The 11,346-nt window shown below is 65.7% G+C and carries 12 protein-coding genes; 6 read left to right on the forward strand and 6 right to left on the reverse strand.

Annotation, left to right across the window (positions count from 1 at the left end; translation table 11 throughout):
• Nucleotides 1–39 precede the first annotated feature (39 nt).
• Both AC3WJE_RS17780 and AC3WJE_RS17785 read right to left on the reverse strand, forming a co-directional pair.
• Nucleotides 40–2,043 (reverse strand): PAS domain-containing hybrid sensor histidine kinase/response regulator, encoded by a 2,004-nt coding sequence (locus tag AC3WJE_RS17780; RefSeq protein ID WP_493732155.1) that lies wholly within the window; start codon nucleotides 2,041–2,043, stop codon nucleotides 40–42.
• A gap of 212 nt (nucleotides 2,044–2,255) precedes the next feature.
• Complete coding sequence (locus tag AC3WJE_RS17785; RefSeq protein WP_493732156.1) at nucleotides 2,256–2,726, reverse strand: hypothetical protein; 471 nt, start codon at nucleotides 2,724–2,726, stop codon at nucleotides 2,256–2,258.
• Nucleotides 2,727–2,932: 206 nt separating this feature from the next.
• On the opposite strand from AC3WJE_RS17785, the gene AC3WJE_RS17790 reads away from it, so the two are divergent.
• The gene (locus AC3WJE_RS17790) at nucleotides 2,933–3,511 is read left to right on the forward strand and encodes a DUF3016 domain-containing protein (RefSeq protein ID WP_493732157.1); all 579 of its coding nucleotides are present in this window, start codon (nucleotides 2,933–2,935) and stop codon (nucleotides 3,509–3,511) included.
• 128 nt (nucleotides 3,512–3,639) lie between these two features.
• Here AC3WJE_RS17790 and alr read toward each other — a convergent pair whose 3' ends face one another.
• Nucleotides 3,640–4,716, reverse strand: a complete 1,077-nt coding sequence (gene alr, locus AC3WJE_RS17795) for an alanine racemase (protein WP_493732158.1) — start codon at nucleotides 4,714–4,716, stop codon at nucleotides 3,640–3,642.
• A complete protein-coding gene (locus tag AC3WJE_RS17800; protein WP_493732159.1) occupies nucleotides 4,695–6,005 on the reverse strand; it encodes a D-amino acid dehydrogenase in 1,311 nt (436 codons plus the stop codon). Before AC3WJE_RS17800 ends, alr begins: the two co-directional genes overlap by 22 nt.
• A 148-nt stretch (nucleotides 6,006–6,153) precedes the next feature.
• Between AC3WJE_RS17800 and AC3WJE_RS17805 the strand changes: the two genes are divergently transcribed.
• The gene (locus tag AC3WJE_RS17805; protein WP_493732160.1) at nucleotides 6,154–6,633 is read left to right on the forward strand and encodes an Lrp/AsnC ligand binding domain-containing protein; all 480 of its coding nucleotides are present in this window, start codon (nucleotides 6,154–6,156) and stop codon (nucleotides 6,631–6,633) included.
• Nucleotides 6,634–7,256: 623 nt separating this feature from the next.
• The gene (locus AC3WJE_RS17810; protein ID WP_493732161.1) at nucleotides 7,257–7,604 is read left to right on the forward strand and encodes a hypothetical protein; all 348 of its coding nucleotides are present in this window, start codon (nucleotides 7,257–7,259) and stop codon (nucleotides 7,602–7,604) included.
• A 126-nt stretch (nucleotides 7,605–7,730) separates the two neighbouring features.
• On the opposite strand, the gene AC3WJE_RS17815 is transcribed toward AC3WJE_RS17810, so the two are convergent.
• Both AC3WJE_RS17815 and AC3WJE_RS17820 read right to left on the reverse strand, forming a co-directional pair.
• Nucleotides 7,731–8,177, reverse strand: coding sequence for a hypothetical protein (locus tag AC3WJE_RS17815; protein ID WP_493732162.1), 447 nt, complete (start codon nucleotides 8,175–8,177; stop codon nucleotides 7,731–7,733).
• 40 nt (nucleotides 8,178–8,217) lie between these two features.
• A complete protein-coding gene (locus AC3WJE_RS17820; protein ID WP_493732163.1) occupies nucleotides 8,218–8,616 on the reverse strand; it encodes a DUF3224 domain-containing protein in 399 nt (132 codons plus the stop codon).
• Between the two features lie 100 nt (nucleotides 8,617–8,716).
• Here AC3WJE_RS17820 and msrB point away from each other — a divergent pair, with 100 nt between their 5' ends.
• From msrB to motB, 3 genes are all read left to right on the forward strand, one after another.
• Entirely contained in the window at nucleotides 8,717–9,181 is a 465-nt protein-coding gene (gene msrB / locus AC3WJE_RS17825) for a peptide-methionine (R)-S-oxide reductase MsrB (protein WP_493732164.1), read from the forward strand.
• Between the two features lie 128 nt (nucleotides 9,182–9,309).
• A complete protein-coding gene (gene motA, locus AC3WJE_RS17830; RefSeq protein ID WP_493732165.1) occupies nucleotides 9,310–10,164 on the forward strand; it encodes a flagellar motor stator protein MotA in 855 nt (284 codons plus the stop codon).
• Between the two features lie 6 nt (nucleotides 10,165–10,170).
• Nucleotides 10,171–11,331 carry a flagellar motor protein MotB gene (motB, locus tag AC3WJE_RS17835; protein ID WP_493732166.1) on the forward strand — a complete coding sequence of 387 codons (1,161 nt, stop codon included), beginning with the start codon at nucleotides 10,171–10,173 and terminating at the stop codon, nucleotides 11,329–11,331.
• The last annotated feature ends 15 nt before the right edge of the window (nucleotides 11,332–11,346 follow it).

The raw sequence follows: 11,346 nt of genomic DNA on the forward strand, positions 1-11,346 counted from the left end.
TACCCGCTCCCCCGTGAAAGACCAGCCAAGCCGCCCGCGTCACATCTCGCGGGCATCGCGTACCGCGGCGACCAGTTGCGCCACGCTGTACGGCTTGGCCAGATGGCCCTGGAAACCAGAGGCCAGCGCGCGGTCGCGGTCGTCACTGCGTGCCAATGCGGTCACCGCCACCGCCGGCAACGCCGCCGCGCCCAGTCCCATGTTCTCGCGGATGGTGCGGATCAGGCCGTAGCCATCCATGCCCGGCATGCCGATGTCGGTGAGCATCACATCGAAGCGCGCGTGCGCGCCGTCGTCGAGCAGTTCCAGCGCGTCGGTCGCGTTGGCGGCGACGGCGACCTCGGCACCCTGTTCCTCGAGCAGGCGCCGCAGGTAATCGCGCATGTCCGGCTGATCCTCCACCGCCAGCAGACGCCAGCCGTTCAATGCCTTGGCCTCCACCACCTGTTCCGAGGCCAGGCTGCGCTTGAGTTCGCGCCGTGGCCGCTTGTGCAGCTCCGGGGTGTATTCGGGCAGGCGCACGGTGAAGGTCGCGCCCTTGTCGGGGCCTTCGCTGGCGGCGGCAACCTGGCCACCGTGCATCTCCACCAGTTGCTGCACGATCGCCAAGCCCAGGCCGAGACCGCCGTGACGACGCGTGGTGGTGCCGTCGGCCTGGCGGAAACGACCGAACAGGTGCGGCAGGAATTCCGGGGCGATGCCATCGCCGGTGTCGCGCACGCTGACCACGAAGTGGCCGCTCTCGTGCACCACCTCCACCTCGATGCTGCCGTTCGCGGGGGTGAACTTGATCGCATTGGACAGCAGGTTCCAGAACACCTGCTGCAGGCGCGTGGCGTCGCCAAGCACCAGGCAGGGCTCCTCCGGCACGCGCAGGCTGATCGTATGCGCCTTGCCTTCGGCAACGGGCTCCTGTGAACCGATCGCCTCGCGCAGCTGGTCGCTCAGATCCAGCGTCTCCACCTCCAGCTGCACCTTGCCGAGCAGCATGCTGCTCAGATCGAGCATGTCCGAAATCAGCCGCTTCTGTACCCGCGCGCTGCCGGCGATCACCGACAATCCCTTGTAGCTGGGATCGGCATCTTCCAACCGCTGCAGCAGCAGTTCGCTCCAGCCGAGGATCGTGGTCAGCGGCGTGCGCAGTTCATGCGAGAGCGTGGCCAGGAACTCGTCCTTCAGCCGGGTCATGTTCTCGGCCTCGTTGCGCGCGATCCGCTCCGATTCCAGCAGTTGCTCGCGCGCCAGTTCGATCTCGCGACGCTCGGTGACGTCCGGGCTGCTGCCGGCCAGGCCGATGAAGCGCCCGCCGGCGGAATAACGCGGCATCGCGCTCATCTCGATCCAGCGCCAGCGCCCGTCGTGACGGCGCGCACGCACCAGCGCCCGCATGCCGTGCTGCCGTTCGAGTGCCGCGGCCAGTTCGAACTGGAACACCGGCAGGTCTTCCGGATGCAACAGTTCGCTCCACGCCGGGACCGTGCCGCTGGCGATGTCCAGGCCGAAGAAATCGCCGTACGCGCTGTTGACGAAGCGCACCACGCCGTGGGAATCGAGCACCCACACCGGCATCGGCAGACCATCGGCGAGCGCGCTGAAGCGCGCCTCGCTCTCGGCCAGCTCGCGTTCGATGCGCTTGCGCTCGGTGATGTCCAGAAACAGGATCCCGACCCGCCGCTGCCCCGGGTCGCCGATCCGGAACGCATCCACCGCATGCCAGCTCTTCTGCGCCCGCGCCTCCAGCTCGAAACGCAGGCGCCGGCCGGTCAGCACCACCTCGCCATAGCGGCGAATCCATTCGCCATCGCTGTGCGGCAGCAGCGACCGGATCGAACGACCGACCGGATCGCGCAGACCGGTCAGGCGCTCGAAGGCTTCATTGACGTCGAGAAACACGTAATCGACCGGTCGATCCCCCTCGAACACCAGCTCGATCACGCAGAACCCGGCGTCCATGCTGCCGAACATGTCGCGATAAACCCCCTCCTCCAGCATTCCGAGGGCGCGGGTGGACGGCATTTCGGAAGACGGGAAAGACGTGCTCAAGCGGACATCCTGGGCATGGGCAGGCGGTGGTTGCGCGACCGGACGCGCATCAGGCCACAACCGATGTTGTCATAGGGTGGAAAGACCCGTCGGGCACGTCAAGCCAGTACACGCATTGGGCGGCAGCAACACGATCAGCATCATATTGCCGACGATACACGCCAATACAAGCCAGCCGGGCAAACATCGCGCGTCCTCCCCGGACGCACGCGCTAGGCCTCCAGGTAGGCCGGTGCCGGTTGGTCGAGATCCTGCTCGATCGCACCCCGCGCAAGCCGGGTGTAGTTGTCGCGCGGCCCCTGCCCGCGCCCAACCAGCATTCCTTGATAATCCAGCCCTCGCCAGACCCGCGCGGTCCATTCCACGCAGTCCTCGGCCAACACCAGCATCAGCGAGTAGCGGTAATCGATACCGGCCACGGTGCGATAGGCATACACCGGCGGAAACTGCGCCGCGACCTTGCCCTGCCCGGCCAATGCCTCCAGTTCGCGGCACAGCGAGGTGCGCAAGTCGGTGGCGCCGTCGTCGGATTCGGGTTGGCGCGCTTGCAGGTCGCGATCGCTCTGCAACGCGACGAACGCCGCCGCCCCGGTTTCCGGGTTGTGACCATGCTGCCTGGCCCAGTCGATGAACTGGAGCTTGAGATCGGGAGGGGATGCGGGGGAGACACGGGGAACCTTCATGACTGAAACATCTCGAACGGCTTCATCGCCATCCTGCGCCGCAGCCCGTGAAGCGCGCGCCGATGCACGGTGAACCTGTCGTCATGGCACGACCGCCCGAGCCGTATTAATGCCCGACAACAGTGACGCACGTCATGTCGGCGCGCCATTGCGGGCGTGCGTTCCCCGGAGCAGACTCACTGCAACGTCCCAATGGGAGGACAGCCATGAACAAGACTTTCGCTTCCGCCGCCGTGCTGCTGGTCGCGCTCGCCGCCGCCACGGCTGCGGATGCGCGCGTGCGCACCGTCACCGACCCGCAGGCGCCGCGTGCGCTTGCCAGCAACGTCGACAGCCCGGTCAAGGTCAGCTGGACCGATCCAGCCCAGTTCACCGACATCCGCTACAGCCGCAACCGCTGGGAAGCCGAGCGCGGCAACTGGGTCGGCGATCTCGCCGGGTACTTCCAGAAGACCGTCGCCAAGCGCCTGCCACCGGGCCAGCAGATGCAGATCACCATCACCGACATCAAGCGCGCCGGTGACTACGAGCCGTGGCACGGTCCGCGCTTCGACGATGTGCGCATCGTCAAGGACATCTATCCGCCGCGCATGTCGTTCAACTGGGTCCGCACCGACGCCTCCGGGCAGGTGATCGACCAGGGCGAGAAGAAGCTGGTGGACACCGCGTTCCTGATGGGCAACGTCTCGATCACCGACAGCGACCCGCTGCGCTACGAGAAACGGATGATCGACGACTGGGTGCGCCGCGAACTGCGCGACGACCGCTTCACCGCCGAGCGTTGATGCATCGTAGGAGCGGCTTCAGCCGCGATGGCGCTGTCATGCAGATCCCTCTGCAACAGCCCGCACATCCATGTGCGGGGATTCAAATGGGAAAGCGCCATCGCGGCTGAAGCCGCTCCTACAACGCCCTAGGTTGTTTCGATGTAGCGGCGCGGTACGCGCTTGAGCCCGGACAGCATCTGGTACGCGCTTGAATTGCAGCGCGTGGCCAGTTCACCGACCCGCGGGCCGGCGCCCCACAATTCCACCGGCGTGCCGACCTCGGCCTGCAGGTGTTCGGTCAGATCCACGGTCAGCATGTCCATCGACACACGCCCGATCAATTGGCCCGGCGCACCGTCGATGCGTACCGGCGTACCGTTCGGCGCGAACTGCGGGTAGCCGTCGGCATAGCCCATCGCGACCACGCCCACGCGCGTGGGACGCTCGGTGACGAAGCGCGCGCCGTAGCCGATCGGCTCACCAGCTGCCAACTCGCGCGTGGCGATGATCTGCGAGGACAACGTCATCACCGGACGCAGTTGCGCGGTCAACTCGTTCTCGCCGCTGAAGGGATTGGCACCGTAGAGCATCAGGCCCGGACGCGACCAGTCGTTGCTCAGCGCATGCCAGCCCAGCAGGCCGGGCGAATTGCACAAGCTGGTTTCGGCACTCATGCCGCGGCACGCCAGCGCGAAGGTGACCGCCTGCTCGTCGGTGCGGCTGTTGTCCATCTCATCGGCACGCGCGAGGTGGGTCATCAGCACGATCGAGCCGACCTGCGGCAAGCCGCGCAGGCGCAGCCAGGCCGCGCGGAAATCGTCCGGTTCCAGGCCCAGCCGATGCATGCCACTGTCCAGCTTGAGCCAGATGCCGAGCGGACGCGGGCTGTGGAACGCGGCCAGGGCGTGCACCTGCCACGGCGTGGCCACCACGGTCCACAGATCGTGTTCGGCGATCAGCGGCAGCTCGTCGGCATCGAAGAAGCCTTCCAGCAGCAGGATCGGCGCACGGATACCGGCCTCGCGCAGTTCCAGCGCTTCCTCGATGCAGGCCACCGCGAAGCCGTCGGCCTCGTCCTCCAACGCCTGCGCACAGCGCACCGCGCCGTGGCCGTACGCATCGGCCTTGACCACGGCCAGTGCCTTGCCGCCGCCGAGACGACGCGCCAGCTGGTAGTTGTGGCGCAGTGCGCCGAGATCGATCAGAGCGAGGGCTGGGCGCACGAAGCGGCCTCATGTTGCGAATGGGCCGCACGCGACGGCAGGTAACGGAAGATGTCCAGGCCCTCGCTGCTGATCTGCGGACGTCGCGAGCTCATCAGGTCGGTCAGGTAACGACCGGAGCCGCACGCCATCGTCCAGCCCAGCGTGCCGTGGCCGGTGTTGAGGAACAGGTTGGAATACGGCGTGGCGCCGACCACCGGGGTGCCATCCGGCGTAGCCGGGCGCAGGCCGGTCCAGAACTCGGCGTTGGCCAGATCGCCGCCGCCGGGATACAGGTCGTTGACCACCATTTCCAGCGTGGCGCGGCGCTTGGGATTCAGCGACAGGTCGAAACCGGCGACCTCGGCCATGCCGCCGACGCGGATGCGGTCATCGAAACGGGTCACCGCAATCTTGTAGCTCTCGTCGAGGATGGTCGAGGTCGGCGCGCGTGCAGCGTCGGCGATCGGGATCGTCAGCGAGAAACCCTTCAACGGGTACACCGGCAGCGCCAGACCGAGCGGTCGTACCAGCTCGGACGAATAGCTGCCGGTCGCCACCACATAGCGGTCTGCGGTCTCCAAACGACCACCGATGCGCACGCCGGTGATGCGGTCGCCGTCGTGCTCGATGCCTTCGATCAATTGCTCGTAACGGAACTCGACCCCGGCCTCGGCCGCCAGGTGAGCCAGGCGCTGGGTGAACAGCCGACAGTCGCCGGTCTGATCGTGGGGCAGGTGCAGCGCACCGGCCATCCCAGAGCCACCGTCGGCCAATCCGGGCTCGTAGCGAGCGATCTCGGACGGCGCCAACAGCTCGTAGGGCACGCCGTACTCGGCCAGCACCTCGATGTCCTGCGCGGCGGCGTCGAGCTGCTGCTGGGTGCGGAACAACTGGGTGGTGCCGCGATGACGCCCTTCAAAGGCGATACCGGTGGCGGCGACCAGCTCATCCAGGCAATCGCGGCTGTAGTCGGACATGCGCACCATGCGCGCCTTGTTGATCGCGTAGCGCTCGGCGGTGCAGTTGCGCAGCATCCGCGCCAGCCAGATGTACTGGTGCAGATCGGTGGTCGGCCGGATCGACAGCGGCGCATGCTGTTCGAACAACCACTTGACGGCCTTCAACGGCACCCCCGGCGCCGCCCACGGCGAGGTGTAGCCGAACGAAAGCTGGCCGGCGTTGGCGTAGCTGGTTTCCAGCGCGGGCCCGGGCTGGCGGTCCACCACGGTGACCTCGAAACCGGCCTGACGCAGATACCAGGCACTCGCCGTGCCGATCACGCCACTTCCCAGCACCAGTATGCGCATCGCGGACCTCTCCACCAGATCATTACCCACGGCCGATGCCATGGCTCGACATTTCAGGGCAGTATATTCGCGCAAAGCCAGTGTCATTTCCTGCCTTTTCGAAGAAAGGCAGTGGAATTTTCCAAAAACAGACCGGAGACCGTGATCCATGGCCGCACGCAGCCGCGAGCTGGACAAGATCGACCGCAAGATCCTGCGCATCCTGCAGCAGGAAGGCCGCATTTCCTTCACCGAACTGGGCGAGCGCGTAGGCCTGTCGACCACCCCGTGCACCGAGCGCGTGCGCCGCCTGGAACGCGAGAGCGTGATCACCGGGTACCACGCCCGCCTGGACCCCAACGCCCTCAAGGCCAGCCTGCTGGTATTCGTGGAGATCAGCCTGGCCTACAAATCCGGCGACATCTTCGAAGAGTTCCGCCGCGCCGCCCTGAAGTTGCCGAACGTACTGGAATGCCACCTGGTATCGGGCGACTTCGACTACCTGATCAAGGCCCGGATCAACGAGATGGCCTCCTACCGCAAGCTGCTGGGCAGCACCTTGCTGACCCTGCCGCATGTACGCGAGTCGAAAAGCTACATCGTGATGGAAGAAGTGAAGGAGACGCTGAATCTGCCAGTGCCGGACTGAGCCGGGGTTGCTTCTGCCTCTGCCCTTGCCCTTGCCCTTGCCCTTGCCGTTGCCGTTGCCGTTGCCGTTGCCGTTGCTCGTGATTTTGCCCTTGCAGTTGCCTTGGACTTTGACTTACCCGGGGCCCCCATCCGCAGCGACGGAGCCAGCGGGAAAAACCCGAAGGGCGACGTGCATGGATGCACGTCGTTTTCTGCCGCGGCATGGATGCCGCGTCAGAAAATCCCGCTGGCGCAGTGCACCCGTAGCGCAGCGAAGGGCGCGAGGACTGGGGCGTGCTTTCTTTGGGTTACCTTTCTTTGCACGAGCAAAGAAAGGTGACTCGCTCCGAAGGAGCGAAAGCCTTTGCAGTTGCAGTTGCTGTCATCACCGCAACATCAAACCCAACAAGCAACGTCCATGGATCTTCGATCCCCGGCCATCGGACATAGCCCGATGGCGCTCAGCGCCGCGCGAGCCAGTGGCTCGCAAGCAGCGGCGCTTCACCCCCGCGTTCGCGGGGATGACGATAGAGAGATGGCGTGGAAGTCACTGGGTCCCCGCGTTCGCGGGGATGACGATAGATACATCGCGTGGAAGTCGCTGGGTCCCCGCCTTCGCGGGGACGACGGTAGAAAGGTGGCGTGGACCGCTTCGGATCCCATCCCAACCACGCACAAAAACAAAGCGGCGCGCCGAAGCGCGCCGCAGTTCCAACTACTCACCCACCATCAGCGCTGCTGCTTGTGATCCTCACGCTGCGGTTTTCCCTGCTTGCGATCTTCATCCATCTGTTGCTGCTGACCCGGCTGGCGACCGTGCTGCTCATGCTTGTCCTGATGCCCGCTATGCTGACCCGGTTGCTGCGGCCCACGTGGATTCTGCTGATTCTGGTTAGCCATGACTGCCTTCTCAAAGTGGAAGAAACGCAGACCGTATCGATGAATTTCGAATCTGTCCGCGCACGGCCAGCGTGGTCCGTCAGGAGTTAATCGCACGAAAAATTTCGGTCATTCCGCGCTTCATCGCGCTGAGCGCACGCCAACGAATTGAATCGTTCAGCAGTCTGTCTACGCATCAGTCGAGGTGAATGGGCACATCGTGCGTGTCATCACGCTCTAGCGCACGATCCGCTGTCCATCGCCCATCGGCACGGTGTCGTGATAACGACCGGTGCGCGTGTCGAGCACACGATTGGCGCCCGCCGCCTTCATACCCGGAATCAGGCGTCCGTTGCGGTCATAGACCTTCACTTGCGTGTTCGCAGGCAGCGGCTGTGCCGTTGCCGGGCCATCGGCATCCTGTGAACGCGAAGCACCGCGCACCGGCACGGGTGGCTGCGGCCGCGATTGCAGCGTGGTCGGCATCGGCGAGACCAGCGACCTTGATGTGGGTGACACAGGCGCGGATTCACGCTGGGGCGGCGACGCAGGGGCCTTTGCCGGCTCGACACGCGTGGTGGAGCGGGTCTGCGTCGCCGGTGTCGTGCTCGACAGACTCTGCGCATCCGCCACCGTGATGGCGAACATTCCAGATAACAGCATCAGGCAAAGGCGCGGTTTCATGAGCATTTCCCGGCAGCGATAGCGGGAAGATGGGGGCGGCTCAGGCGTCGGGCAATGTGTAGTCGAAATCGTAGTGGTGCACGCTGTCCTCGATGCGGATGCCGAGCGTGCCGGCGATGCCTGCCAGCGCACCGGTGCCGGAGTCGGGTACCACGCTGATCAGCAGACTCTGCACACCGCGCTCCATCCAGCCGCGATGGACGAACACGAAGCTGCCGGCCTTGCCGTGCACGCTGCCGGTGAACGATTCGACCGCCACGTAGGCGGCGGAGCCCTCGACCACGGTGCGCGCCGCCAGCATCTCGCCCTTGCCCTCGCCTTGCAGGTCACCGCTGAATACCTTGTCCAGCGACATCCGCGCCAAGCTGTTGCCGTCGGCCTGGCGGCTGGACTGCGGTTGCAGCTTCACCTCGAAACTCCCGGTCGCGTGCTGTTTCATCGTGCGGCTCCCTGAACGTTGCAAACTTGGATGATAGCCATCCTGCCCCCATCCATAGCGCATACAGCCGGCGCGATCGCCGGCCCGCCACGAGGACATCATGACCCGGTTCGATCTGACTCCCCCCGACGATGCCCAGCGCCAGCATCTGATCGCCGACCTCGACGAGGAGGAAAAGCGCGTGCTGCTCCATCACGGCACCGAGGCGCCGTTCTGCGGCGTGTTCCTCGACAACAAGCTGGAGGGTGTCTACACCTGCCGCCTGTGCGGGTTGCCGCTGTTCCGCTCCAGCGCCAAGTTCGATTCCGGCACCGGCTGGCCGAGTTTCTTCGCCCCGTTCGACCCGGCCCACGTCCGCGAGATCCGCGACATCAGTCACGGCATGATCCGCACCGAGATCACCTGCGCCCGCTGTGGCAGCCATCTCGGCCACGTATTCCCGGACGGGCCGCCACCGACGTTCGAGCGCCATTGCCTGAACTCGGTATCGCTCGGTTTCACCGAGCAGGGCCAGCCGCTGCCCAATCCGCTGCAACACGGTGGCGCCGAAGCCCAGCCGGCGTGAGGGATCGCGCAGCGCCCACCGGCTGAACCGTATGGGCGACATACGCCGATCGCGGTGACCGCAAACCTTCAGAAAACGTGAATGGGGCCGACAACGGGGTTGCCCCCTTCTGCCTCCCCTCCCCCGCCATGCTCATCATCGTCGGACTCATCGTCGTCATCCTCAGCGTGCTGGGAGGCTACGTGGGTGCGCATGGCAAGCTCGGCGCGCTGTGGCAGCCCTACGAGATCGTGATCATCGGCGGCGCCGCGTTCGGCGCGTTCCTGGTCAGCACGCCGGTCAAGACGGTGAAGGCGACCTTCGCCAGCATCCCGGCGGTGTTCAAGGGCCCCAAGTACCAGAGCCAGGATTACCTGGACGTGCTCAGCCTGGTCTACGAGCTGCTCAACAAGGCGCGTCGCGAGGGCTTCATGGCGCTGGAAGACCATGTCGAGCGGCCGCTGGAAAGCGCGTTGTTCCAGAACTACCCGAAGGTGCTGGCCGATCAGCACCTGATCGACTTCATCACCGACTGCCTGCGGCTGATGATCGGCAGCAATATCGAGCCGCACGAGCTGGAGCCGCTGCTGGAACTGGAGCTGGAGAAGCACCACCACGAGGCACTGGCACCGGCGCACGCACTGGCCAAGGTGTCCGACGGCCTGCCCGGCTTCGGCATCGTCGCCGCAGTGCTTGGCATCGTCATCACGATGGGCTCGATCGGTGGCGAGATCAGCGAGGTCGGCGCGCACGTGGCTGGCGCGCTGGTCGGCACCTTCCTCGGCATCCTGCTCGCCTATGGCTTCATCGGCCCGCTGGCGTCGGCGGTGGAGGCACGCGCCGAGCAGGATTCGCGCATCTACGAATCGGTGAAGACCGCGCTGCTGGCGTGCCTGCGCGGCTACAACCCCAAGATCGCGCTCGAGTTCGCCCGCAAGACGCTGCCGTCGGACGTCCGGCCCGGCTTCTCCACGTTCGAAGCGCACCTGAAGACGATCAAGTAAACCGCGATGGCCGAGAAATCGACGATCGTCATACGCCGGGTCAGGAAAGTCCGCGGCAGTGCCCATCACGGCGGTGCATGGAAGGTGGCCTATGCCGACTTCGTGACCGCGATGATGGCGTTCTTCCTGGTGCTGTGGCTGCTGGGCTCGACCACGCCCAGGCAGCGCGCGGCAATCTCCGATTACTTCAACAACCCCTCGCCGATGGTCGGCACCAGCCCGGCGCCGTCGCAGGGCATGAACGGTCCCGGTGGCGCCAGCAACTCGATGATCAAGCTCGGCGGCACGATGGAGATTCCGCACGGGCCCGGCCGCGACGCTCTTTTGAAGCGCGCCGATCAGCAATCACCGGAACAGCAGCAGCGCCAGCAGGAAAAGCGCCGCCTGGAAGCGCTGATGCAGCAATTGCAGCAGGCCATCGACAAGAGCCAGGCGCTGGAGCCGTTCAAGGACCAGTTGCTGCTGGACCTGACCCCGGACGGGCTGCGCGTGCAGATCGTCGACAAGCAGAACCGGCCGATGTTCGACATGGGCAGCGCGCGGCTGAAGGACTACACCAGCGCGATCCTTCGCGAGCTGGCGCATTTCATCAACCAGGTACCCAACCACATCAGCATCACCGGCCACACCGACACCACCGCCTACAGCACCATGGCCGGCTACAGCAACTGGGAGCTGAGCGCGGATCGTGCCAACGCGGCGCGGCGCGCATTGATCGCCGGCGGCATGGAGGACGTCAAGGTCACGCGCGTGGTCGGCCTGTCCTCGTCGGTGCTGTTCGACAAGGTCGATCCGCAGAACCCGATCAACCGCCGCATCAGCATCGTGGTGATGACCCACGATGCCGAGGAAGCAGCCTTGGCCGGCGCCGGCTCGTCGATCGCACTGGGCCCGGCGCTGCCGGATGCGGACACCAAGGTGCCCGATCTTGCCGGCTCGGCGCCCGTTGCAACGACGGCCGCACCGGCGCGTACTGCTGCCCCGGTGACGACAGCGGCCTCATCTGCGGCACCTGCCACGACCGCGCCGACCAGTGCTGCCAGTGGCACCACCGCGCGACCACTCACCTCGACCACCACCCAGGTAGCTACCGCCGCCGCGTTGGCACGAGCCGCCGAAGCTGCGGCCGTCTCCAAGCCGGACAGCAGCGCGCCGTCCCAGCACTAGAACGCGATCGAGTCA

It is taken from the genome of Pseudomonas sp. GW821-FHT07E12 (assembly GCF_058986605.1).